Here is a 26,528-nt window from a genome sequence, read left to right on the forward strand (position 1 = left end):
CGATGTTAAATAAAATGATTGATTGGTCGATAGATAATCGGCTACTGGTGGTTATTGCACTCATCACCACTATGGCCGCCGCTATTATTGCCATTCCAAATTTAAATCTAGATGCATTTCCTGATGTCACTAATGTTCAAGTTGCGATAAATACCGAAGCACCTGGCTTAGCCGCTGAAGAAGTAGAGCAACTCATCACCTACCCGATTGAAGCGGTGATGTATGCCTTGCCTGATGTTGAACAAGTACGGTCAATATCAAAAACGGGGTTATCTGGCGTTACTGTGGTTTTCAAAGAAGGCACCGATATATATTTTGCTCGTCAATTAGTTTTTGAGCGGCTACAAGCGGCAAAAGCACTAATCCCTCAAGGCGTTGGTTCACCTGCAATGGGACCTAATACCTCAGGCTTAGGTCAGGTCTTTCAGTACTTACTCATTGCTGACAAAGAGGCGGGTTATAACTCAATGACCTTAAGAAGTTTAAATGATTGGCTAGTGAAATTATTGGTTATGCCAGTAGATGGTGTAACTGATGTTTTATCTTTTGGCGGTAGTGTTCGCCAATATCAAGTCAACATTGAACCCAGTAAATTACTTTCTTATCAGTTAAGCCAAGATGACATAGTTACCGCACTTGAAAACAACAATGCCAATGTGGGTGGTTGGTATATGAACAGAGGACAAGAGCAATTAGTTATACGAGGCACAGGTTGGTTTAATAGTGGTGAAGCGGGATTAGCAGACATTAAGCAGGTGCCAGTGAAAACCGTGTCTGGCACGGTAGTCACTATCGCAGATCTCGCCAAAGTAACTTTGGGGAGTGAAATTCGTCAAGGCGCGGCGACCATGACACGCAGAAACAAAAATGGCGAAGTTGAACGCTTGGGAGAAGTCGTTTCAGGTATCGTATTAAAGCGTATTGGCGCAAATACCAAGGCCACCATTGACGGAATTAACGCTCGAATACCCATGATTAATCAAGCCCTACCCAAAGGTGTGCGCTTTGAGCCTTTCTATGACCAAGCCGATTTAATTACTCAAGCGGTTAATACTGTTGTTGAAGCACTTGCCTTAGCTTTTATATTTATTGCGGTGATACTCGCCTTATTTTTAATGAATTTAACCGCAACATTTTTGGTGTTAATTTCGATACCTATCTCGGTCGCTATTGCGCTAATGGTAATGTCTTGGCTAGGGTTATCAGCTAATTTAATGTCATTAGGCGGGATTGCGGTCGCAATAGGTATGTTAGTTGATGGCTCGGTGGTGATGGTTGAAAATATCTTTAAACATTTACACCACTCTAGCGATCCCAACCATAAAAATAGCCAGCAACAAGATATCCCACTACAGCTAAAGGCTGCAGGAAAAGAAGTTGCTCGCCCGGTATTTTTTGCCGCAGCCATTATTTTGGTGGTCTTTACGCCACTCTTTAGTTTTGAAGGAGTTGAAGCTAAACTTTTTCAACCTATGGCTATTAGCATTATTTTAGCCGTAATATCTGCCATCCTAGTCGCACTTTTTGTAGTGCCGGCACTAGCAACGTTTATGTTTAACAAAGGTTTAAAAGAAAGGGAAAGTTTTATATTAACGCCTTTAGATAAGCTCTATCGAACAAGTCTTAAAGCCGCGATGAAACGCCCTAAGCTTGTGGTGTTTACTTGCATATCATTACTGGTTGCAGCTATATCATTGGTCCCCCAAATAGGCACAGAGTTTGTACCTGAACTTGAAGAAGGCACCATTAACTTAAGGGTCACTTTAGCGCCATCATCGAGTTTGGAAACAGCGTTAGCAGTAGCGCCTATTCTTGAAGAAAAGTTAATGGCGTTTCCTGAGGTAACCTATGCACTCAGCCGCATTGGCCGGGCTGAAATCGGTGGCGATCCTGAGCCCGTTAATAACATTGAAATATACCTAGGATTAAAGCCAATATCACAATGGCGTAGTGCTAAAAGTCGCATCGAATTGCAAACGTTAATGGCAGAGGACCTTGAACAATTTCCTGGCTTACTGCTTAATTTCTCACAGCCAATTGCGACCCGTGTTGATGAATTACTGTCTGGGGTCAAAGCGCAACTGGCTATTAAATTATTCGGTCCAGAATTATCCGTACTCGCCAGTAAAGGCGAAGAAATTGCAGCGGCGATAAAAGAGGTGAAAGGCGCGCGTGATGTCGCCTTAGAGCAAATAGCAGGAGAAGCCCAATTAGTCATAGAGCCAAAAAGACAGCAACTGTCTCGTTTTGGTTTGTCGGTTGGCGATGTTATGGATGTCATTAAAGATGGCATTGGCGGGGTGAGTGCTGGGCAGATAATTAACGGTAATGAGCGCTATGATATTTATGTCAGATTAGAAGAAAAATATCGTAACAGTCCAGAAGCCATTGCAGACCTTCGTTTACAATCGCCAACAGGTGCTTGGGTCCGTTTAGGAGATATCGCCACCATCACCTTTGAGTCAGGCCCGCCACAGGTACGTAGAGATAATGTTCAACGCCGAGTCGTTATTCAAGCAAATGTACAAGATAGAGATATGGGCAGTGTTGTTGCTGATATTCGTGAAATAATTGCCAGCACAGTAGACTTACCGTCAGGTTATTCTGTGGTTATTGGTGGTCAATTTGAGAATCAACAACGTGCGCAACAGAGGCTATTACTGGTGGTGCCACTCTCATTGGCATTAATTGCTTTGTTACTTTATTTTGCTTTTGGCTCGTTGGGTCAGGCGATGTTAATTTTGGTTAATGTACCGTTAGCGATTATTGGCGGTGTATTCTCGCTTTATCTTAGCGAACAATATTTATCTGTGCCGAGCTCTATTGGTTTTATTACGTTGTTTGGTGTTGCTGTGCTCAATGGCGTTGTTATGGTTGAGCGGATAAACCAGCATATTAGAGAAGGCTTATCAACGTCACAAGCAGTTTTCGACGGTGCGACATCGCGACTACGTCCAGTGTTAATGACCGCGATGACTTCCGCTTTGGGGTTGATCCCGATGATGATGTCTAATGGCGTGGGTGCAGAAATACAACGCCCCCTCGCAAGTGTTATTGTTGGCGGATTAGTCACCGCAACTTTTTTAACCTTATTTGTCTTACCTGTTTTATATAATTTTTTCTCTGCGGCGAAAATTAAACAACTGATAAAAGATTAATCTTATAAAACCCCTGAACAAAAATTGTTGAGGGGTTTTTAGTTAAATTAACAGCCAATATGCTTAATCGATAAGACTATAAATTAGCGGTTATAAAACCTAGAATCACCTAGGTTTACTAATCAAATTTGTAGTCACTATTATTGATCAAATAATGTTTAAATTCTGCTAATGGTAAAGCTTTAGTGTAATACCAACCTTGACCAAATTTAATATCCATTTTCAGTAATTCGTCTATTTGTAATCTATTTTCAATACCTTCTGCAATAATACTCGCGCCTAACTTATCCGCTATTGAAACAATATTTGGTATTAGGGTTGATCTAATTGAGCCTGTCTCAACTTCATCAATAAATGACTTATCAACTTTTAAGGTATCAATATCTAACAGCTTTAATTGAGATAGATTAGAGTAACCGGTGCCAAAATCATCAATAGAAATTTTAATACGACTTTTTGACAGTACTTCTAAGGTATTGCCCACTTTGCTGTAATGTAACTCTTCATCTTCTGTTACCTCAAAGCAAACTTCAAGATTCGGTGTTATATTTTTAAACAGTTCGACTCCTTTGAGGATATTACCGTTATTGATATCTTTAGGATAAACATTAATGGAAAGATAAAAGGGTTCATTGATAATCTTAATATCTTTAAAATCGTCAATGGCTTGCAAGATAAGGTCTTCCGTCATCGACCAAGACATATCTAATTCAGCCACCACTGAAATAAATTGATCAGGGTAAAGCGGACCAATATGGTCTTCAAATCGAGCCAGTAATTCACAGCCAATAACCTTACCCGTTTGTAACTCAACAATAGCCTGATAATGTGGCTTAATACTTTTAAAAGATAAGGCTAATTTTATTCTTCTTTTGGTACTATAAATGTAACTATAAATCGATTGATAAGCATGTAAAGTTGCCACACCTGAAATCAAAGAAATAAACATTAAAATTAATAAAACAGGTGCAAGTTGGAATTCTGAAAAGTTTTTTTGCACAATAGCCACACAGATTAATCCTTTAGGGCCACAAAATTCAAAAGAGTGCGATAGTAATCCTGAGCTAAAATAAGGCTGACTACTTGTTGATTTTTTTTGATATATTCCAGGTTCACCAAAAAGATGAATAATTTCTTCACCTTTGAGTGCTAGCAGTTCATAGTTTTTAAATTTTCTGTGTTCATACAAAACACCTTGAAATGATGCGACTAAATTATAATTGTCCTTACGAATAACAATACCTTGTACCTTTCTATCAAAAGTGATCAACTTATGGTTAAACCAGAATTCATGGCCGTCCAGCATAAAGTCATAGCTAGGTCCCTTGATGGGTGTTTTTAAGATGCCAATTCCTGTGGTACAGGTCAATACGCCATTTTCGAGGAAGCCTATGTCCCTAATGTCATTTGATTCAAATTGAGATTTTCGCATTGCTAATAAATTTTCATCAGAGCAATAAGTAAAGTTTTGGTTATTTAATGACTCAATAACATCATATCCATAAGCTGTGGTATCCATTAAATCGCTAAGTATATATTCTCCTTGCTCTAAAAGCTGACTTTTTAAGATGTAGGAGTAGCTATAAAATATCAGCGTTAAACTAAAAATTATCCCACTTAAAAATGCCAAATACTTGGTAATTGAACCCATTCTTTGCATATACACAGCCCCAACTCAATTTATAACGTAATGATAATAATCATTTTAATATTTAGTTATAGGTCAATTTTTATGATAATACTAGCGCTCAAGTGATTAGTCATCGCTATAATTGCCCCTTGGCAAGTCAGTAGGTATTTTTAATCAATTGAGGCTTCTTTGTGGCGAGCACTTCATTAAGATATTAGCCTATTAATGAAAGTATTACAGATTAGTAGCGTAAAATTAAAGTGCTTAATTGATACTGGTTAACGGTATTGCTAAATAGCCCCACAAAAGAATGCCTGTTACGGTGGTGTTCACTCTACTAATAACAGAGTTGTAAACGTTAGCAATCATGTTACGTTTTGGGTTTGAAGTGAGCTGAAAAATCAAGTAATTGCTCGGCTGGTTTTGGTCGGCTAAAATAATATCCTTGCACTAAATCACAATCTAACTCTGCTAGTAAAGCAAGCTGTGACTGAGTTTCAACGCCTTCGGCAACAACAGTCATACCTAAGCTATGTGCCATGACAATAATAGTTTTAACTAACTGACAATCAGCCTTATTTATTGTGATCCCTTGAATAAAGCTTCTATCTATTTTGAGCACATCAAAGGCATATTCTCTTAAATAACTTAATGATGAATACCCAGTACCGAAATCGTCCATTGATAGTTTTATACCCAGTCTTTCAACTTCAATCAAGGCGTCATGAATATAAGATTGACCACTCATTAACACCCCTTCAGTAATTTCAATTTCCAAACTGCTCGCATTAATCACTTCCTCATCAAGACAGTTTTTAATAAAAGTGAGTAACTCAACATCTCTAAATTGCCGAGGCGATATATTCACAGCCATAGTGTATGTTTTATGATCTTGTTTTTGCCATACATTTAAAAAGCTTAATGCTTGTTTAATAACAAACCGCCCAATCGGCACAATAAGACCGGTGTGTTCGGCAATAGGAATAAATTCAACTGGCGCGATATTACCTAAAACAGAATTATGCCATCGCAACAGTGCTTCAACACCAATAACATGGCCACTTTTGACATCTAATTGAGGCTGATAATATAGCTCAAATTCATTACGTTCTAGTGCGCCATGCATTTGTTCTTCAATTTCAAAACGGCGCAACATCACAATATTCATTTCTTTAGTAAAAAATGAATACGTATTGCGACCTAAAGATTTTGCTTCATACATTGCGGTGTCAGCATTACGCAGTAGATCAGAGCTAGTGCAGCCATTTTCAGGGTATACAACAACACCAATACTTAAGGTAAGTATTAATTCTCTGCTATCAATATTAAAAGGTTCTCTAAAGGCTTGGAGTAAATTTTCAGCAATAATTGTTGCATCATGATGGCAGGTAATACCGCGCAACAGTACAATAAATTCATCCCCTCCTAAGCGGCCAACCGTATCTTCTTTTCGAACAACGTTATTTAAGCGCTTTGCCGATTTGATCAGTATTTTATCACCCATTTCATGACCCAATGAGTCATTAACTTTCTTGAAATCGTCTAAATCAAGAAAAAGGACGGCTATTTTCTCATTATTTCTTTCGGCTTCAATCAGCATTTGTGATAAACGGTCGAGTGATAAAAACCGGTTAGGTAATAAAGTTAAGGTATCAAAATAAGCTTGGTTGCGAATTATTTCAGCAGACTTGTACTGTTCGCTAATATCCCGAATAATAGTTACTATTTGGTTATATTTTGCCAAATAGCTCATTCTAGCTTCAAAATATGCTAATCCATAAGGCATATTTAGCTCATATTCGAAAGTTATCATCTCTTCTTGCTGTTGTATTTTAGCCAAATGAGTTTCAAATTTTTTAACGACCTCACTAGGTAATACATCAGTCATACGTTGGCCAATAAAGTGCGCTGGTGAAACGTAAAGTTTTTTTTGTTCGCTTGCACGATAATCGATAATGGTCCCATCGACTTCCATTAAGAAGAATAAATCAGGGATAGCATCAATAATGGTTTTAAGCATATGGTCTTTGAATAGCGCTTGCGACTGTGCATACTTAACATCAGCTAAATTGACATCAATACAGTACATTTGTTTTTTATTATATTGATTAGTAAACATTACATGACTTGAAAGGACATTAATATCATTGCCATTTTTATGAGACAAGATGATCTCTGCAGTAGGAATTTTTATATCTTTGTTTATCCAATCATTGTGTGCCGCAACAACTGAATCACGCATAGCGGCGGGGATAATTAAGTCTTCTAATTTTTGTCCGCGAGCTTCTTGCTGGGTAAAACCGTAAAGTAATTCACTACCTATATTCCAATAAATGACCCGCCGATTTTCATCATATCCTTGCACAGAAACAACATTCACTGCATCAAATAATTGGTGCAGTGAATCATTAGTCACGTATTGTTGGGGCGCTATTGTGTTAACATTTTTTGATATCATATTTAGCTAAATCCAAAAGTTCCTTCTATTTTATAATAGACGTCAACTGTCGATTTGACAGCTAAAACATAATTAAATTTGAGCGCTATCAAGGTATTAATAGCTATATAATATTAGAACAACAGTCTGTTTATAGCAAAATCCGCTAGGATTAAAATTATTCAAAAGTAATCTTAGGGTAAATCTGAAATATTAAGAAGATGTTTAACTGGTAAGAGAAAAAGCATGTCGATAAATAAACGATTTCTTGTGGTTATTTATCTCCCCTAAAATTGGGCGGTTAAGCGTAAAGTAAAGATGAGTAAATCACTTACTGATTTGTCACCAGAAGGTGATGAAATAAATTGAAGATCAGGTTTGATATTTATTTTGTCATTTATAGGAAATAGATAAAATAACTCAGTAACTTGCTCACTATCCGCTCCAACAACATCCGCTTGGGTGAACCCTAGACCCAAGGTATCTTCTTCACTGAAAAGTCCTTGGTATTTAACACCAAGACTAAAATGCTGATCTACAGCAACGACTTTTTTCTTTGCTTGTCCCCATTGCATAAAAGCACTAAATTTTTCATTAAAATAATGATCAGCAACGATATAGATATCTGTTGAGCTTGCTGATATTCGATCGCTACTTTCAAGATATGAATGATTCCAAGCCCCCAATTTCACCGAACTATGACCTTGGTAGTGCCACTGCACTTCGGCAATAGAGAAAAAATCATCAAAGTGATTATACTTAGCACTACTTTCGTAATAACCAAGTCGAGTTGTTATCGCTGAATTCAACTTATATTGGCTATAAATGCCTATACTTGGCTGAGGATAGGTGGGAAGACCTTGAATTGTTGGACTCACCCCCATAGAAGAGTTAATAAATTCCAGACCATATTCTGTAAAGGCAAAATCACTATTGGCGTCCATCTGTCCTAGCTTAATAAATAATTTTTTGTTGAGTTTTACCGCAAAAATAACTTCATATGCATGGTTAAAGTCTTGTTCATCAATATTACTAAACCCTTGAATATCAATAGCAATATCAGAACCTTGTTCACCACGTTGTACAGCATACCCTACTGAAATATAACTTTGCTTGCCAATAAGGTTAGTTAGGTTTGTTTCAAAGCCAACATTGAGCAGACCGCGTATTACATTTTTAGAAAAAGTATTATTATCAATAAAAGAACTGTCGACAGTAATATCTGCATTAAATATAGTTTCTAACGCTTCAACCTCGGTTGTAGCAATTGTAATAAAAAAGAGTGTTATTGAAGAAATTTTATTTAACGTTTTTTTTAGCACAGTTCTGATACTCGTATTTTAAACAGACTTACATTAATTTTTTAAATTATACACAAATTAACTAATGGGTAACGTGCAATTAATGAAACGACTAGCGAAACTATACCTTTATCTAAATAACGATCTAACGCTATATGGCAGTTAAAAAGGTAAAATTACTGTTTAGATCAAGCAAGTTATAGTACATAGTTGCAATATATAGAAAATTTGCTAAGGTTTTCTTGGTGTTTATTCGTAGTGCCATTGAATTAACTTAAGGTGCGCTGCAACTCATTGTTTGTTAAAAAAGCTGTTAACCCTATTACTACAAATAAGTCATCAGATTAAAAACTATAGTAACAAGCTTGACCGAAAAATCCTGTTATTATCAGGGACAACGTAATTTCGTACTTAGCCACTTTTACTGTAGTAATTAAGTAAATATAACCCGGTATTTCTGATGATAGATAACGAGACGTATTATTGCTATTTATAAGTTATTTTTAGGACAATTAATTAATAAAATCATTCTATTGATTTTATTGGCTAATATTTTTTTTGTTTCACTGCCTGCTCTCGCTCAACAATATCGTTTTACGTTACTCAATGTTCAAGATGGCCTTCCTTCACTTAATATCAATCAAACATTCCAGCAAAGCAATGGCTTTATTTGGCTGGCAACAGATGCTGGAGTTAGTCGCTTTGATGGTAAAGCATTTGAGCATTACAAGTTCTCTCCAGGTAGCCCACGGCACATAAGCCACAATTTTATTACTAACATAGTAGAAGACAATGACGGTAATATTTGGTTAACAAGCGAACATGGGCTAAATAAAATTCGTCCTGATGGTAGTGTTGTCATTTACTTACAAGATGCTAAAAATCCTAATAGTTTATATTCAAACTGGGCTGTATCTCTGCATGTTAATCATCAAAACGAGTTATGGATTGGCACAGGTAGCGGACTAAACCTATACAATAAAATAAAGGATAACTTTCAATTTATACCTTACTTTTCAGATGGTAATAAGTACCTTGTCACTATTTACGCTATGGTAGAAGATAAACTGGGACAGATATATACGATAACATCTAACGGTCTCGCTTTATTAAATAGAGAGCAAATGATTTTACAAGCAGTAGTGACCGATAATGCCGAGCACACAACACTTCTTGGTAAAGTAACGATGACTGCCGTTACTGATAACCAAGGCATACTTTGGATGGGTAGTGAAGCAGACGGTCTTATTTCATACAACCCTAAGACGAAAGCGGTTAAAAACTTTAAGCATACGCCAAATAATATTAATAGCCTTGCCGATAACAGCATTTATGCTTTGTCTTTGAGCGAGCAAGGTGATTTGTGGATTGGTCATGCCTATAAAGGAATAACAATATTTACACCACAAACGAATACTTATCAACATATTATAAATCAACCCTTTTCTCTTTCAAGCCTTCCTTCTAATATGATCACCCACATATTTTTTGATCGTTCAGGCATGGCATGGATCTCAACCGACAATGGTATAGCCACCTATAGTCCATATACGAGCGCAAGCTATATATACCCTAGAAAAGCTGACAACAAAGGTCTTTCAAGTAATTTAATTAACCACATAGTCATCGATAAAAATATAGCATGGTTAGCCACCGGACAAGGGCTTAATACCCTCGACTTAGAGACCAGTGAAATTAGCCATATAAATTTAGATGGCCTGACTCAATATCAATTTTCTCATGATAGCATTTGGAATATTTCTCTCATAAATAATAAACTCATGTGGTTATCATCTGATCAAGGTATTAGCTTATTCAATCATCAAGCCAATACATTAAATCACTTTGATAATGCTAATGGCAATTCACAAGGCTTTCCAAGTCATGAATTTTATACGCTCACCCAAGATAAAAACAATGAGATGGCTATATGGATAACAGGCTATATAAACGTTGGATTACTATTGTTTGATCAAGAAAAGGGCATCAATAAACAATTTCTCAATACCGAAAATAATAAATATTACGATGAAGGGAATTTTACCTATCAAACGCTTATCGACGATAATGGCGCTATGTGGATGGGAACCACTGACGGTATATTTAAAGTCGACCTTAACACTGGCGCATCAACCCAATACAATCTTGGTATTAACGGCGCAAATGTCAGGGTCAGTGGCATAATTCGTCTAGCATCTGGAGATATTTGGGCAAGCACACAAGGCGGTGGGCTGGTTCGTTTATCTTTTTCGGGGCCTGATAAACGCACTGTTAATATTAAAACAATGACCAAAAAAAATGACCTGTTCAACGGTCAATTAAAATCAGTTATCGCTCAAGGAGAGAGTCGACTTTGGTTTACTACCAGCAATGAACTCTACATGTATAACATTTATACTCAGCAAGTAACTCAGTATAAGTCTTTACTCTTGGACAAAAATTTTAACTTCATTGAAGCGGCTATTGCCATCGTTGATAACACCTTACTATTAGGGACCAACAAAGGCTTAATTCGTGTTGAAACAGATAAGTTATCGCAAAATAACTTTAACCCCCCGATCCAAATAACTGAGATCCTAGTTGCCAATAAGAGCACGGTAATAGTCAGTGATAAAACATTTTCTGAAAGCTTGGTTCTCGATGGTGAAAACCCCAATATTCAAATTTATTTTGCTTCGCTTGATTATACAGCACCTAAAAACAACCATTACCGATATCAGCTTAAAGGTTTTGATAGTGATTGGGTTTACAGTGAGAATACTAATTTTGTTCAATACACTAATTTAGATCCGGGCAGTTATCAGTTTGTTGTCCAAGGAACAAACAGTGATGGCGTATGGAGTCGAGATCAATCGACAATGATGATCAAAGTTGCCATGCCCATTTGGTACTACCTCTTTATGGTGTTATCACTTATTACGCTTGCAGTTTCAATTCGTTATATCATGTTTAAAAAACAAAAGTTGATAGAGCTGCATCAACGAGCAAACTACGACGCCTTAACAGGATTGGCTAATCGCTATTATTTAAACCAAAAATTAAACGAATTAGTTGCTAAAAAGGACAGTTATTTTGCCATTGTCTTTGTAGATATCGACCATTTTAAAGAAGTTAACGATACCTTGGGCCACGACGCAGGTGATCAGTTGATTATTCAAATAGGTAAACGATTGCAATCATGCTTAAGAGCTCACGACCTTTTAGCTCGTTTAGGAGGTGACGAATTTGCCATTATCATTATTATCTCCCCTGATGATGATGGCCTTGCGCATATAGTTGAAAGAATGCACAAAAGTATTAGTGCTTTGTATCATATTGATGATCAACGGGTTAAAAGTTCAGCAAGTATTGGTGTCGCCAAATTTCCTCATGACGGAAATGACAGTAAAACGTTACTTAAAAATGCCGATATTGCCATGTATGCAGCTAAAAATTCAGGTAGAAATAACGTTAACTATTACAGCCCGATTTTAAGTGAAAAAATGTTAGAAAAGTTTGAATTTCGCAATGCCTCAACACCAGAGTAACTTGAACCTTATTGTTTCTATAGTAGTGAATTAATTGTGTTGAATCTTAATTTTCATACTTATTAGACTGGTCTTCTTAGCGGTATTCTAGAATAAATGATTATTAATATAACCTCTAGCCTCAGCGCCGGTTGTGTAACCTGCTGAGCCGGTTTTGTCGCCAAGAACATTCCAGATAATGGTGCTGTTATCGGTAACACCTTTCAATATCACTGTTGAGTTTACAGAGAAGGTTAGATAGTTGGCGATATTAAAAAGCCAAGAGCCATCGATACCTTTACCATCAAGCGTTAAGGTTTTACCTATCGCTATGGTTAAATAATTTATTGTGCTGTAAATACCTCCTCAAGTGTTTCGTCGTTGGTACCAAAAGTGGTTGATACGAGTTCTGTTCCTGTACCCATGTCTTTTATATCTTGTTGCACAGACGTAATAAGCGCTTCCTGATTGTTAATGATGGGCGTCAGCTCAACAACTAGCGCCCAGCCAAATCAATTGTTCAGCCATTCACCTCTGATATTGTTATTATTCCTTTATCAAAGATAATACAGTACAGAGCAAACTAAAGTCGTCAAAGCGAGCACTGTATTTACAAAGAACAGGCGAATATCACTCGGCTTTTATTTGTTATTATTCACTGGTAGATGTAACTTTTTTACTGGAATTAAATGTCACTAAAAAATGTGCTAATCCAGATTTTTCTTTGGCGGTTAAATGTAGGCTAAGTTTGCTTCTTCGCCAAATAATATCTTCAAGATCAACAGCCCATTCTTGTTGAATTAAGTACTCTACCTCGCGTTGGTAAAGACCGGCACCAAAATACTCACCCATGCCTTCTAGTGAGTTAATTCCAGCCAAGATTTTATGACTTAACGTACCGTAAGAGCGAACATAACGCTTAATTATTTGACAGGGTAACCAGCTATATTGGTGTTGCAAGCTGGTTTGTAAATTGTGTTGATTATCAAAATCGCCCCCTGGTAAAGCAGTATCTGCTGTTATACATTCACCCGCATCGGGAAAATGATCAATAATTCCATTAACTGCAGCTTCAGATAATTTACGGTAAGTGGTAATTTTCCCACCAAATACTGATAACAAAGGCGCTTTTCCCTTAGGTGCATCTACTTCGAAAGTATAATCACGGGTTACCGCTGCAGGCGAATCTGATTCGTCATCGAGTAAGGGCCTAACGCCTGAATAAGTCGCGATGATATCTTTGTTTGATATTTGGTGTTTAAAATGGTCATTAACTACCGAGATTAAATAATCAGTTTCTTCTTTTGAAATACAAGCTGTCGCGGGATCGCCGACATGCTCTATATCCGTTGTTCCAATCAAAGAAAAGTCATCTTCATAAGGAATAACAAAGACAATACGTTTATCTTCATTCTGTAAAATATAAGCCTGCGACTCGTTATGAATACGCGGCACTATAATGTGGCTGCCTTTAATTAAACGAATTTTTTTAGGTGATGGCTTTTTTAATGCTTCATCGAAAATACTTGTTACCCATGGACCGGCAGCATTTACTAACGCTTTAGTTTTAACAAGCTGTTTTTCCCCGGTGATATTATCATTGAGTGTTACTTCCCAAATATCACCAACTCTTTTTGCATCTGAGCAACGAGTACGCGTCATAATATTCGCGCCTTTATCTCTAGCGGCAATGGCATTGAGAACCACCATCCGAGCATCATCAACCCATGCATCAGAGTATTCAAATCCCTTAGTGATTGTATCTACAACGGGACTATTTTTATCAAATTTAATTCCCTTTGAGCCCTTTAATGTTGCTCGTTTAGCTAAGTTATCATACATAAACAAGCCAATTCTTATCATCCAAGAAGGGCGTAGATGACTACGATGAGGTAAACGAAAACGTAAAGGCCATATGATATGGGGCGCATTTTTTAATAAGATCTCACGTTCAGCAAGCCCTTCTCGAACTAAGCGAAACTCATAGTACTCGAGATAACGTAAACCGCCATGAATAAGTTTACTGCTATTTGATGAGGTTGAGGAGGCAAGATCATTCATTTCACAAAGTAAAACATTTAACCCTCTACCTGTTGCATCGGCAGCAATGCCTGTACCGTTGATCCCCCCACCAATAACGAGTAAATCATAAATAACGCTTTGATCTTTCATATTGTTCCTTAGTTGCGACCAGAGGAAATTACTTTAGCCCTCACTATTTTGTCGCTTGCCTTTACTTAACGTTGATATTATTTGCTGAACAATACAACCAATGTGAAAACAAAGCAATAAATTACGAACATAAACGAACATATCTTTATACTTTTTTGATAATTAAAGAATTGTTGATTATAAAAAATTTATTTAGCAAGTAGGCTTTAAACTAAACCTTAGGAGAAGGAGCTATATATTGCTAACAGTTAGTGCTAATAAATAATGATTATAAATTAAACTAAATGTAAAGTGACGTTATGATCTGAAAGGATTTTCTGTATTTCATCAGGAGGAGGAGCATCGGTAAAAAAATGATCTGCTTGATTAATATTACCTAAGCGTACCATAGCGTTACGACCAAATTTTGAGTGATCGGCCGCTAAAATCACTTGCCGTGAATTGGCAATAATAGCTTGAGCTACTCTAACTTCTCGGTAATCAAAATCTAAAAGTGAACCTTCGATATCAATACCACTGATGCCAATAATACCAAAGTCCATACGGAAATTTTTAATGAAGTCTTCCGTTGTTTCACCTATGACACCGCCATCTCTATGGCGAACTTCGCCACCAGCAATAACAACAGAGAAATCTTCCTTGGCACCAAGTATAGAAGCAACATTTAAGTTATTCGTCACAATTTGAAGGCTTTTATGATCCAATAAGGCACGCGCAATGGTTTCTGTGGTTGTACCGATATTGATAAAAAGAGATGCTCCATTGGGTATCATGCGCACTAACTCAGCAGCAATTTTTTCCTTGGCCTGAAGATCCATAATTTTTCGTGTTTGATAATCAGTATTGACAGTACTTGATTCAATGCCGGCACCACCATGATGACGTGAAATTTTTTGTACTTTAGCTAACTGATTAAGATCTCGGCGAACCGTTTGTGGTGTCACCTTAAAGTGTTCAACAAGTTCATCAATGCTGACAAAACCGCTTTTTTTAATCATCTCTAAAATTAACGCTTGTCGTTGCTGTTGTGTCATTAAACTTATACTTTATGAATTAGATGTCGCTATTTTGCCACCTGCATCGATATAAGCAAACAAATTAACTAATAATATTTTATATAATCGTTTAGTTGTTATGTATAAACCACAAAATGAACATAAATGAACTTAAATGAAAATTTAACAACGCATTGTAATTCTTCAGCACTGACGACAATTTAGAAGCACTATCTGAATAGAAATAACATTATTTATTATCCTTTGTTTAGATAACAAAAATTGTTTTAGACAGCGTTGATGGCGCTCACAACACTGTAAAATCGTGTGCTAGCTTTGACAGTGTTAATAGTGAATATTGTCAAAATTAACCTGTGGTAAAGACATTACACTGCAGCAACCAGTACATCAGATAATGTGTTATTGGTATTCATGTACACGAACGGAATAAAAAATCACTTACCCTTTTAAAAATTACCCATGCTTTAATATCAGCAGTTATAGAGAGGCTTCTACTATCTTTATTGTTACCATTAAAACATTATAGGTATCGAAAGAGTCATAGCAGATATAGATTCTATCGCGTGACCTAGGGCTGGGTTATATAACTCTCTTGAGGAATTAGCAGATATGTAGCAAAGAGAAAGGCATTTCGATTCAAATTAGATAAAACAACTTATGATAATTTATATGACGACTGAAAATTTCCGTACAATCCATACAAAGTAAGTAAAAGCATTATCTAGATCAAAACCTATCAGTCAAATAAGTAATCATTTTTAACTAATGATTAGGCTAAAAAATGTCTGAATTTATAGTTTATAATAAAGCATTTATTAAACGAATAAATGCTTATTGATAATAAAAAAGCTGATGATATATATAGGATTATCAGCTTTTAAAATCGACGATAATTAATTATGATATAAATTATTTTAAGACTGTTTTTTAAATTTACGTGATGCAAAACCTGTCATTGCCAATAAAAAAATAGCAAATGTCGATGGCTCAGGAACCGTAGATGGCTCACGAACGTCAACACTACGTACAAAAAATGCTCCTACAGTATCGTCAACGTTATTGGTTAGGAAACCTCCTCCCCAAATATCTATACCTAGATTAACGGCTGCAATACTTGATATTGCATTTAAACCGCCTAAGTTGCTTAAACCATCGTTGTCCGTATCAGCGAGTATCCCCTGTATTAAGGGTAATCCGCCAGGACCTCCGCCAAATTTTTCATGGAGATCTTGCATAGCTACTATGCTAGCCGTTGAATGTCCTAGTCCTAGCCCGAATCCTAGAGAACCGGTTCCGTCTACTCCCAGTGTGATACCAACATTTTTAAATAGCGAGATTAATTCTACGTCTGTAGCCAAATGAAACCCATCAGCCGCCCACTGATTAGAACCTTGGAGAGCATCTAAGTTCATACCATAAAAAATTGATACATCTAACCACTCAGTTTGACCAACAGTATCGACAGTCAGTAATCCATCTGCTGCTGCTGAGTAATCTTTACTTATTAATCCTGCATTCGCATATACACCTGCAACCATAGAGCACATTATTATTAATTGCTTTAAAAGTTTAAATTTCATTGGGTTTACCTCTTATAATAAATAATCGTAGAATAAATATTCGCAGAATGAATAACATAATTTTTATTATGCAAATAAACCACTCTACTCACTTATTAATGCAAAAAATACACCAATAAAAATAACAACTAAATTCAACGACATAGAGTAAAACAAAATAATAACATTATTAAATTGCAAACTATTATGAGAAATGACTAACTAACCTTTATGACATCAGACTGCTAAACTAGATTGTAAACCGACCAAGGGCGACAAAACTTATGTTCGCTATTAGTACTTTCCAATTAAGTTAATAAATTACTATAGTAAGTAAAGTCAGTGAGCTTTAAATCTTCAGTCAAGTAATATGATCGTTAAACTAGGGTTTAACTCGTTCTTCTACGGTGAGAGGGTCGAACTAAAACCGACGGGTAAATAGCTTGTCAGTCATCTTGAATGGATAAGAATACAACCAGTAGAATCAGTAAGATAGATTACTGTATCAGAATATAGACTAAAACAAAAAAAGCCTGAATAACGAATTATTCAGGCTTTTTTTATGCGTATTGCTAAAGCAAAACGGGCTTAAAAAGAGATTATCTTTTTGCCAATTTTTCTTTAATACGTGCTTTACGGCCAGATAGCTCGCGCAAGTAGTAAAGTTTAGCTTGACGTACATCACCGCGACGTTTGACTTCAATAGAGTCAACAATAGGGCTATGTGTCTGGAATACACGTTCTACACCAACACCGTTCGAGATTTTACGAACAGTGAATGCAGAATTGATGCCACGGCTTTTTATTGCAATAACTACACCTTCAAATGCTTGAAGACGTGATTTATCACCTTCTGTAACTTTTACTTGTACAACAACAGTGTCGCCTGGTGCGAATGCTGGTAAATCTGTTTTCATCTGCTCTTTTTCGAGCATATCAATAATGTTACTCATAATACCTTCTTCCTAGGGTTCACAGGCATCAACAAAATCATTTATTATCTTCTTTAATAGAAGCTAACATTTTCTTTTGTTCTGCTGTCAGAGCTAGGTTAGTTAATAGTTCTGGTCTTCTGGTCCATGTTCTTTCTAGTGACTTAAACATACGCCATTGCTTTATGTGTTCGTGATTACCACTTAATAGCACTTTAGGTACCGACATAGCTTCTATTGAAGTGTCGAGTACTTCTGGCCTTGTGTAATGAGGACAATCTAATAAACCCTCTGAGAAAGAATCTTGCTCAGCTGACTGATTATGTCCTAAAACACCGGGCACAAAACGTGCTATAGCATCGATCATGTTCATTGCGGGGAGTTCTCCACCACTCAAAACATAATCACCGACAGACCATTCTTCGTCGATTTCCGACTCAATTAATCGTTCGTCTATGCCTTCATAACGCCCTGCTATAAATAGCAGCTTATTATGTTGTGCTAATTCGCGTACACCAGCTTGGTCGAGTTTACGTCCCTGCGGCGACAAATATATAACCTTGACTTGTTCTTTATCAGAACTACTATTATCACCTATCGCAGAATCTGCAGCGAAATTCGCAGCAGCTTTTGCAGCTTTAATAGCATCACGTAGCGGTTGCACCATCATTAACATGCCCGGACCACCGCCATAAGGACGGTCATCAACGGTTCTATGTTTATCGTGCGTAAAGTCTCTTGGATTCCACTTATGAAATTCAATTAACCCGTTACGGATCGCTCGGCCTGTCACCCCATACTCTGTAATGGCGTCAAACATTTCAGGAAAAAGGCTTATCACCCCATACCATCGTTTGTTTGTTAAAACACTATTACTCAAGTTAGAAACCTGGGTCCCAGTCAACACAAATTTGTTTATTTTCAGCACTAATTGATTTTACAACTTGTTCAAAAAGATACGGAATTAAACGCTCTTTTTGACCAAAGCCGTCATTACGATTAGCTTTAACAACCAGTACATCGTTAGCGCCAGTTTCTAAAATTTCAGAAACATGACCAAGGTCGTAACCTTTGTCAGTAACAACAGACATGCCGATCAAATCGCGCCAGTAAAACTCCCCGTCGGGCAATTCTGCTAGTGCGCTTTCGTTGACAAATATTTCTGATCCGACAAGCTTTTGGGCTATATCACGATCATCAATACCAGCAACATGAACAACGAGTCCGTTATTATGTTTGCGCCAATCAGATATATCGACTGATTGTATTTTATTCCCTAATTTTAGAGACCAAGGAAAATAGTCTAATATAGCTTCGGTTTCATCAGTGAACGAATGAATTTTCAACCAACCTTTGATACCGTAAACTGCGCCTACTTTACCTAAGATGACTTCTTTATTTATTTCTTCCACAACAACTCCTAAACCTACTAAATTAATTAAGCTGCTACTTGAGCGTCTTTAACTAACTTAGCCACACGATCAGATAAACCAGCACCCTGACCAACCCAATGGTTGATACGGTCTAGGTCTAAGCGTAATTTCTCAGCTTGACCTTCTGCTGTTGGGTTAAAAAAGCCAACTTTCTCGATGAAACGACCATCGCGAGAGTTACGGCTATCTGCAACAACAACCTGATAGAATGGACGCTTTTTGGCGCCGCCACGAGCTAAACGAATGGTTACCATATCGCCCTCTATTATTTAAAGTGTTAAAACGAATTTTCCAGACATTTCCTGACACCCTAGGTGACAGAAAAGCTCGCGTATTTTACGCTTCCTAGGATAAATAGCAAGTATAAAGATCGCCCAGTGCTAATGATAAACCTGAAATGACTAAAGACTAAAAGCAAAAAAGGTAGCGAACGCTACCTTTTGAAATTAAATATTGTTTATCTTAACGGCTGAACATCCCGCCACCTGGGCCACCGCCTGCACCGCAGTTTAGAAGCATCATGCCTTTCCACAGGATATTGCAGCATCATTATTTTTTATAAATGATGTTATCTTTAACGGCCGAACATCCCGCCACCTGGGCCACCGCCTGCACCGCCTGGAGGCATCATGCCCTTCATTGAGCGCATCATTTTCTGCATGCCACCTTTACCAGACATTTTTTTCATCATTTTTTGCATTTGCATAAATTGTTTTAATAAACGATTCACATCTTGAATTTGAGTACCTGAACCTGCAGCAATTCTACGTTTTCTAGAACCTTTAATAATATCAGGACGCTCACGTTCACCTTTAGTCATAGAGCTAATAATAGCTTCCATTCGTAAGGTTAATTTATCATCCATTTGATCTTTAATTTTATCTGACATATTGCCCATACCTGGCAATTTGTCCATCATGCTAGTCATGCCACCCATGTTTTTCATTTGCACAAGTTGCTCACGAAAATCTTCTAAATCAAAACTTTTACCACTTTTAAATTTTTTGGCTAATTGCTCAGCTTTCTTCTTATCAACCTTTTGTTCAACTTCTTCGATTAAAGAAAGTACATCGCCCATACCAAGAATACGTGAGGCAATACGGTCAGGATGGAAAGGTTCTAATGCTTCAATTTTTTCGCCAACACCCATAAATTTAATAGGCTTGCCGGTAATATGGCGAATAGAAAGCGCAGCACCGCCTCGAGCGTCACCGTCAGTTTTGGTCAGTATGATACCGGTTAACGGTAAAGCGTCACCAAAGGCTTTCGCTGTGTTTGCCGCATCTTGTCCCGTCATTGCATCAACGGTGAATAATGTTTCTATTGGATTAATAGCCGCGTGTAGGTCTTGTATCTCAGTCATCATGTCTTTATCAACATGTAAACGACCCGCAGTATCAACAATTAATACATCAAATAAAAACTTTTTAGCATGTTCAATAGCTGCATTAGCAATATCTATTGGTTTTTGCGAAATATCACTTGGGAAAAATTCAATATTAATTTCGTTTGCTAATGTTTCTAGCTGTTTAATAGCAGCCGGACGATAAACATCGACACTGACGACTAATACCTTTTTCTTTTCACGCTCTGTTAAGTATTTTGATAACTTTGCCACAGAGGTTGTTTTACCCGCCCCTTGTAAACCAGCCATTAATACAATAGCTGGCGGAGCCGCTTTTAAATTAAGGGTCTCGTTGACTTCACCCATAGCGTGTTCAAGTTCTTTTTGAACAATTTTTACGAAGACTTGTCCTGGAGTAAGACTTTTAGAGACATCTTGACCAACCGCGCTCTCTTTTACTTTAGCGATAAAATCACGAATAACCGGTAAGGCAACATCCGCTTCAAGAAGTGCCATACGCACTTCACGTAATGTTTCTTTAATGTTGTCTTCTGTTAATCGGCCACGGCCGCTGATATTTTTTAACGTTTTCGTTAAACGATCGGAAAGATTCTCAAACATGTATGACTCTATATTGTGCTGAATATAAAAATTATTGCATATTATACCCGCCAATAAAATAAGCGAAAGGATTAATAGCAAATCCTCTCAGTTTCTTCATGCTCATTAGCGTTAGATTTATCAATTAACTACAAGAGTAAAGAACAGCAGATCAGATAAATAAATCGTCGTTATTTGATAACGACTAATGCACCTTAATATAAGTATGGTAAGCTGTAGGTTGGTTTAACTTTTATATAATTAATATAGTGACTGTCTTGGAATATTTATCTGCATTACTGACAAACTTTTTAGCCCTAAGTGCTGAAGCAAGTCCTTGGTTATTATTAGGTTTACTCATCGCTGGTTTAATGAAGTCTTGGGTACCCACTAAAATTTTAAGTCAACATTTAGGCGAAGGGAAACTCGCTATTATTAAAGCCGCACTCATTGGCGCACCTTTACCTTTATGCTCATGTGGTGTTATCCCTGTTGCGACTGAATTACGTCGCAGTGGCGCTTCCGCTTCTGCAACCTCATCCTTCTTAGTTGCGACCCCAGAAACAGGCGTTGACTCTGTTTCTGTTTCATATGCTTTATTAGGGCCCGTGTTTGCTATTTATCGTCCAATAACTGCGATATTTTCTGCTATTATTACAGGCTTATTGGTTTCAACGATAAAAAAAGAAGACATTACTCTGCCAAAATCAGCAACTGAAGATGCACCTAGTTGTTGTCCAAGTAAGAAAAAAGTAGTTACTGAACCTGTACTTGCGACAGAAAATGTAAAATCTTCATGTTGTGCCAGTGAAAAAACATCTGAACCACCAACAAAATCAGCAAGTTTTATCAGTAAAACCACCTCAGGTATTCATTACGCGGCAACGCAATTGATAGACGATATCATTATTTGGTTATTAGTCGGTTTAGTTTTTGCCACGTTAATAAAAACATTTTTACCCGCCTCTTTTTTACTTAGCTACGGAAGTGGTTTAGGCGCAATGTTAGTGATGATTGTTATATCAATCCCTATGTATATTTGTGCCACTGCATCGACCCCTGTCGCCGCGGGCTTTATTTTAGCCGGTATATCTCCTGGCACAGCGTTGGTCTTTATGATGGCTGGCCCTGCAACCAATATTTCAACATTGGGCGTCATTAAAAATGAAATGGGCAGCAGTGTTTTAATCCGGTATTTATTAGGTATTTCGTCGTGTGCAATTGGCTTTGGCTTACTACTTGATTGGGGCTTGGCGTTTTTTGATATTAATATTACGCAGCAAATGCAACATAGCCATGAGTTACTACCCTTTTGGTTTGGGTTAACTTGCGCAGGGTTAATTGCCTTTTTATCGATAAAGCCTTTAAGAAAATTAGTTTTATAGTTTTAATATAGGGTGTATTACCCGCATTCTGATAGAATCGTTTGCAGGTATAAATACCTAACTTTTAAGTTCTTGTGTGGGAGCACGTTGTGAGTTTTTCGGATATTTGTTCTTTAATTGCATTTTTTGCTTATGCTGTAGCAACTTCTGCAATGTTATTACGTTTATTTCACCCTAAAGGGCCTAATTTAGTTTTTGTATTATTTTTTGGCTGTTTAGCTATGGTGCTTCACACGTTAAGTAATGCACAGTTTTTAGTTGCTCAAGCGGATATTAACTTTGCATTGCCTAACGTTATTTCTTTAGTCAGTTTAATTATTTGTTTATCAGTCTCTGCATTTGCTTTGCGCTTTAAGGTGAATTTACTCTTACCAGTTATTTATGGTTTTGCGGGTATTTGGCAATTTTTGATGATATTCATACCGAGTGTTGAACAAGCCCCCTTAATTAATCACCAATTAAGTGTAATAAGCCATGTAACGCTTGCACTGCTCTCTTATTGTACGCTGATTATTGCGACACTTTATGCGTTTCAAGTGGCTTACATCCATTTTAAATTAAAAACAAAAAATTTGGCGGCGGTCAATCATTTACCACCACTGATGCAAGTTGAAGGTCAGCTTTTTATTATATTAAGTATTGGCACGAGTTTTTTATTACTCAGCCAAGTGATTGGCTTCTTATTTTTAGATGGGATGATCTCACACGAAAACTTACATAAAACAATATTGTCTATATTAGCCCTACTGGTCTATTCAACGATACTCTGGGGTCATTACAATAGGGGTTGGCGAGGACATCGAGTATTAATATTAATGGTTACCGGTAGTGCTTTATTAACATTGGCATATTTCGGTAGTCGATTTGTTAAAGAATTTATTTTACTGTAAATTATCAAAATAATGGTCATTAAATAAGTATATAACGTACTTAATGACTATCTATAACACAACATAGGGTTCCTTTTTTGGACAACATATCAACGGAAATGCTCTTTGCCATTCTTGGCATTCTAATTATTCTATCAGCCTATTTTTCAGGATCTGAAACTGGCATTATGTCGCTTAACCGCTATCGACTTCGCCATTTAGAAAAACAAAATCATCAAGGTGCTAAACGCGTCAGTAAATTATTAGAGCGTCCAGACCGTTTAATTGGTTTAATACTTATTGGCAATAATCTTGTTAATATAGCGGCCTCTGCGATTGCCACTATTATCGGCTTACGTTTATTTGGTGACATGGGTGTGTTGGTTGCAACCATTGCATTAACACTTGTTGTGCTTATATTTTCTGAAGTAACCCCAAAAACATTAGCGGCGTTATACCCTGAAAAAATCGCTTTTCCAAGCTCAGTTGTCTTATCTGTTTTATTGAAGCTGTTGTTCCCTTTCGTTGTTGCTGTAAATTGGATCACTAACGGTTTATTGCTATTAATCGGTGTTAGTTCTGAACAACGTGTTCATCACAGTTTAAGCTCAGAAGAACTTAGAACCGTTGTTAATGACTCTGGGGCTATGTTACCCGAGCGCGATCAAAATATGTTGGTCGGTATTCTTGATTTAGAGAAAGTGACCGTTGAAGATATTATGATCCCACGTAATGAGTTAGTGGGCATTGATATTAATGATGACTGGAAAAAGATTCAAAAACAACTGGCACAATCAAACCATACCCGTGTGTTATTGTATCGAGACAATATGGATGATGTTGTCGGTTATATTCATCTACGTGATGCATTGAAACTCTTATTCAAAAATCAATTTACTAAAACCACCTTAATCAGAGCAATAAAAGAATTATATTTTATTCCCGAAGGCACCACCCTGAATGTGCAACTATTAAAGTTTCAGCATGCCAAAGAACGATTAGGCTTAGTCGTCGATGAATATGGTGACATTCAAGGCTTAGTAACCCTAGAAGATATTTTGGAAGAAGTCGTTGGTGACTTTACAACAACGATGACGCCGACGACAAGTGAAGAGGTTAATGCACAACCTGATGGTAGTTATTTAGTCGATGGTAGTGCTACGGTGAGGGATATTAATAAAGAAATGACATGGAATTTCCCTACCGATGGCCCTAAAACATTAAACGGCTTAATTATCGAATATTTAGAAGATATACCAGAAGCTAATTTAAGTGTACGTATAGCAGGTTACCCTTTAGAAATTGTTGATGTCTCAGATAATATGATCAAAACAGTTAGGATCCTTCCTGAACTTTATCTCGATAATGATAAAGAAAAGTAGCAAGTTTGGTTACACCATAGATATAACACAAGGCCTTAAATCATCATTTTAAGGCCTTTTTTTATGAAATCCTTATCATAGTAACAATTACTTTTAGATGCTCTTATTTCTTCTTTTGTGGATAATAGCAGCAAGCCACAAAGTTATTCACAGAGTTATTCACACCACTTGATCTAATAATGATTTTTCCACAATTTCTGTGGATAACAAAACGCAGCCCAATAAGAGCCAGCCCTCAAATAATGCAATGCCTTTCTTTAATATTTATGAAGTTTTTTTTACAATAATTTTTATGATAAGAAACGTAAGCCTTTGCGAGCATTTTTACTGCAAAGAGATTATATAAGTACTATTTATGCTACATGTTATCACTACTTATGTTATGTAACTCGGTGAACAATCATTGGCTTTAATTTAGCCCTAAAACTAAAAAGCATGACCTTTTTATAAAAGACCATACTCACAAAGCTAATTACAGTTATATCGACAAATAAACTTTATGCAAAAAATAATCGCCATAACCAACCATGATTTAAATCTGCTTCACAGCTTTTTAATTGGCTACTGTAGCGCCGTGCTCGGTTATCGACTTTGCGGGCGACCTTTGCCAGCCAAGGCTTCTGTTTATAAGAGCGACGCTTAAAGCCTCCCCAACCTTCGTGATAATTTAAATATTGGTTGTAAGCATCCCATTTAGAGACCTTATTAATTTTCTGTGTTTTAAATATAAACCAACCCATAAAATCAATAGCGTCGTCAAAGTCATCACGGTCGGCGCCAGAATTGTCTGTTTCTTTAATATAATCATCCCAAGTCATCGTTTTTGCTTGAGAGTAACCGTAAGCAGTACTTACCCGACCCCAAGGGATAAAACCCAGTAAATAGTCTCTAGGAGGCAAAGCATCGGCTCTAAATGAACTTTCTTGGAACATCATACTCATGGGCACATGGATAGGCACCCCCCAACGCTCACGCACTTCTTTGGCAGCAAAATACCAATCACGGTGTTCACGAAAAATTTCACAGATATTTTCAGGATTTTTTGGCGGTGATGTAGCACAACTTGAGAGGAGTATGATGCTGAACAATGAAATAAGAAAAGGTTTAATAAACGACATAACATCAGTACGTTATTGGATTGGATATTGTTATCATGCCAGAAAGACGACCTTATACCAACTAGATAATAGTGAGAGTAGTGTTGTAAAAAATATTTTTATTTTAAATGAAACATTATTGAACTAAAACTAGAACTGCCACTCTTACTTAGCAGTGTTTATGTTTCTCCCTTAGTAGTTATGTTTTTATTGCGCATTCTTTTTTAAGTAATGCGTTTTTTTTTGCCTAAATTCTAGTAAAAGTTTATCAGCATTTTATCCGGAACAACCGATTTAATCACCAACGACTCTGCCGATAAAACAATGAATAAAAATAGCTAAATAAATGGAACTAAAACCACAACTAACACTCTTACTTTATAAGTGTTTATGTTTCCCTTAGTAGTTATTAGTAGTTATGTTTTTATTGCGCATTCTTTTTTAAGTAATGCGTTTTTTTTTGCCTAAATTCTAATAAACGTTTATCAGCATTTTGTCAGTAACAACCGATTTAATCACCAACGACTCTGCCAATAAAACGATGAATAAAAATAGCTAAATAAATGGAACTAAAACCACAACTAACACTCTTACTTTATAAGTGTTTATGTTTCTCCCTTAGTAGTTATTAGTAGTTATGTTTTTATTGCGCATTCTTTTTTAAGTAATGCGTTTTTTTTTGCCTAAATTTCAGTAAAATTTTATC

The 26,528-nt window shown here is 36.8% G+C and carries 18 protein-coding genes; 5 read left to right on the forward strand and 13 right to left on the reverse strand.

The genetic code is table 11. The annotated features are described in order from the left end of the window. Positions 1-2 precede the first annotated feature (2 nt). A complete protein-coding gene (locus H4J75_RS08545; RefSeq protein WP_182221877.1) occupies positions 3-3,158 on the forward strand; it encodes an efflux RND transporter permease subunit in 3,156 nt (1,051 codons plus the stop codon). 118 nt (positions 3,159-3,276) lie between these two features. Here the strand turns inward: H4J75_RS08545 and H4J75_RS08550 are convergent, their stop codons facing one another. The 3 genes from H4J75_RS08550 to H4J75_RS08560 form a co-directional block, all read right to left on the reverse strand. Beyond that, a complete protein-coding gene (locus H4J75_RS08550; RefSeq protein WP_182245217.1) occupies positions 3,277-4,677 on the reverse strand; it encodes an EAL domain-containing protein in 1,401 nt (466 codons plus the stop codon). Between the two features lie 481 nt (positions 4,678-5,158). Next, positions 5,159-7,246, reverse strand: a complete 2,088-nt coding sequence (locus H4J75_RS08555) for an EAL domain-containing protein (protein WP_182221879.1) — start codon at positions 7,244-7,246, stop codon at positions 5,159-5,161. Positions 7,247-7,512: 266 nt separating this feature from the next. After that, positions 7,513-8,547: a carbohydrate porin gene (locus tag H4J75_RS08560; RefSeq protein ID WP_182221880.1), complete on the reverse strand. Its 1,035-nt coding sequence runs from the start codon at positions 8,545-8,547 to the stop codon at positions 7,513-7,515. A 521-nt stretch (positions 8,548-9,068) separates the two neighbouring features. Between H4J75_RS08560 and H4J75_RS08565 the strand changes: the two genes are divergently transcribed. Further along, on the forward strand, positions 9,069-12,053 hold the full coding sequence (locus tag H4J75_RS08565; protein WP_182221881.1) for a diguanylate cyclase domain-containing protein: 2,985 nt from the start codon (positions 9,069-9,071) through the stop codon (positions 12,051-12,053). Positions 12,054-12,140: 87 nt separating this feature from the next. Here the strand turns inward: H4J75_RS08565 and H4J75_RS20135 are convergent, their stop codons facing one another. The 9 genes from H4J75_RS20135 to ffh all read right to left on the reverse strand — a co-directional run bounded on the left by H4J75_RS20135 (position 12,141) and on the right by ffh (position 21,110). Further along, complete coding sequence (locus tag H4J75_RS20135; RefSeq protein WP_310733749.1) at positions 12,141-12,392, reverse strand: ice-binding family protein; 252 nt, start codon at positions 12,390-12,392, stop codon at positions 12,141-12,143. A 291-nt stretch (positions 12,393-12,683) separates the two neighbouring features. Continuing rightward, complete coding sequence (gene glpD / locus H4J75_RS08575) at positions 12,684-14,204, reverse strand: glycerol-3-phosphate dehydrogenase (RefSeq protein ID WP_182216738.1); 1,521 nt, start codon at positions 14,202-14,204, stop codon at positions 12,684-12,686. 275 nt (positions 14,205-14,479) lie between these two features. Next, positions 14,480-15,238 (reverse strand): DeoR/GlpR family transcriptional regulator, encoded by a 759-nt coding sequence (locus H4J75_RS08580; RefSeq protein ID WP_182216736.1) that lies wholly within the window; start codon positions 15,236-15,238, stop codon positions 14,480-14,482. Between the two features lie 896 nt (positions 15,239-16,134). Continuing rightward, positions 16,135-16,800 (reverse strand): PEP-CTERM sorting domain-containing protein, encoded by a 666-nt coding sequence (locus H4J75_RS08585; RefSeq protein WP_182221882.1) that lies wholly within the window; start codon positions 16,798-16,800, stop codon positions 16,135-16,137. Between the two features lie 578 nt (positions 16,801-17,378). Beyond that, positions 17,379-17,732 carry a 50S ribosomal protein L19 gene (gene rplS, locus H4J75_RS08590; RefSeq protein WP_070375882.1) on the reverse strand — a complete coding sequence of 118 codons (354 nt, stop codon included), beginning with the start codon at positions 17,730-17,732 and terminating at the stop codon, positions 17,379-17,381. Between the two features lie 37 nt (positions 17,733-17,769). After that, entirely contained in the window at positions 17,770-18,591 is an 822-nt protein-coding gene (trmD, locus tag H4J75_RS08595; RefSeq protein ID WP_259366338.1) for a tRNA (guanosine(37)-N1)-methyltransferase TrmD, read from the reverse strand. A gap of 1 nt (position 18,592) precedes the next feature. Next, a complete protein-coding gene (gene rimM / locus H4J75_RS08600; protein WP_070375881.1) occupies positions 18,593-19,123 on the reverse strand; it encodes a ribosome maturation factor RimM in 531 nt (176 codons plus the stop codon). A 26-nt stretch (positions 19,124-19,149) separates the two neighbouring features. Next, positions 19,150-19,398 (reverse strand): 30S ribosomal protein S16, encoded by a 249-nt coding sequence (rpsP, locus tag H4J75_RS08605; protein ID WP_070375880.1) that lies wholly within the window; start codon positions 19,396-19,398, stop codon positions 19,150-19,152. 320 nt (positions 19,399-19,718) lie between these two features. Further along, positions 19,719-21,110, reverse strand: a complete 1,392-nt coding sequence (gene ffh / locus H4J75_RS08610; RefSeq protein WP_070375879.1) for a signal recognition particle protein — start codon at positions 21,108-21,110, stop codon at positions 19,719-19,721. A 257-nt stretch (positions 21,111-21,367) separates the two neighbouring features. On the opposite strand from ffh, the gene H4J75_RS08615 reads away from it, so the two are divergent. The 3 genes from H4J75_RS08615 (at position 21,368) to H4J75_RS08625 (ending at position 24,725) form a co-directional block, all read left to right on the forward strand. After that, the gene (locus H4J75_RS08615) at positions 21,368-22,474 is read left to right on the forward strand and encodes an SO_0444 family Cu/Zn efflux transporter (RefSeq protein WP_182216731.1); all 1,107 of its coding nucleotides are present in this window, start codon (positions 21,368-21,370) and stop codon (positions 22,472-22,474) included. 89 nt (positions 22,475-22,563) lie between these two features. Next, positions 22,564-23,364: a cytochrome c biogenesis protein CcsA gene (locus H4J75_RS08620; protein WP_182221883.1), complete on the forward strand. Its 801-nt coding sequence runs from the start codon at positions 22,564-22,566 to the stop codon at positions 23,362-23,364. Positions 23,365-23,441: 77 nt separating this feature from the next. After that, the gene (locus tag H4J75_RS08625; RefSeq protein WP_182216728.1) at positions 23,442-24,725 is read left to right on the forward strand and encodes an HlyC/CorC family transporter; all 1,284 of its coding nucleotides are present in this window, start codon (positions 23,442-23,444) and stop codon (positions 24,723-24,725) included. A 497-nt stretch (positions 24,726-25,222) separates the two neighbouring features. Here the strand turns inward: H4J75_RS08625 and H4J75_RS08630 are convergent, their stop codons facing one another. Next, entirely contained in the window at positions 25,223-25,843 is a 621-nt protein-coding gene (locus tag H4J75_RS08630; RefSeq protein WP_182173615.1) for a hypothetical protein, read from the reverse strand. Positions 25,844-26,528 lie beyond the last annotated feature (685 nt).

Source organism: Colwellia sp. BRX10-1, from assembly GCF_014077545.1.
GTDB lineage: Bacteria > Pseudomonadota > Gammaproteobacteria > Enterobacterales > Alteromonadaceae > Colwellia_A.

Coding starts and splice junctions, on each gene's coding strand:
- glpD (WP_182216738.1), bottom strand. CDS start 14,204: ATGAAAGATCAAAGCGTTATTTATGATTTACTCGTTATTGGTGGGGGG.
- rplS (WP_070375882.1), bottom strand. CDS start 17,732: ATGAGTAACATTATTGATATGCTCGAAAAAGAGCAGATGAAAACAGAT.
- rpsP (WP_070375880.1), bottom strand. CDS start 19,398: ATGGTAACCATTCGTTTAGCTCGTGGCGGCGCCAAAAAGCGTCCATTC.
- H4J75_RS08555 (WP_182221879.1), bottom strand. CDS start 7,246: ATGATATCAAAAAATGTTAACACAATAGCGCCCCAACAATACGTGACT.
- H4J75_RS08545 (WP_182221877.1), top strand. CDS start 3: ATGTTAAATAAAATGATTGATTGGTCGATAGATAATCGGCTACTGGTG.
- H4J75_RS08580 (WP_182216736.1), bottom strand. CDS start 15,238: ATGACACAACAGCAACGACAAGCGTTAATTTTAGAGATGATTAAAAAA.
- H4J75_RS08630 (WP_182173615.1), bottom strand. CDS start 25,843: ATGTCGTTTATTAAACCTTTTCTTATTTCATTGTTCAGCATCATACTC.
- H4J75_RS08585 (WP_182221882.1), bottom strand. CDS start 16,800: ATGAAATTTAAACTTTTAAAGCAATTAATAATAATGTGCTCTATGGTT.
- H4J75_RS08550 (WP_182245217.1), bottom strand. CDS start 4,677: ATGGATACCACAGCTTATGGATATGATGTTATTGAGTCATTAAATAAC.
- ffh (WP_070375879.1), bottom strand. CDS start 21,110: ATGTTTGAGAATCTTTCCGATCGTTTAACGAAAACGTTAAAAAATATC.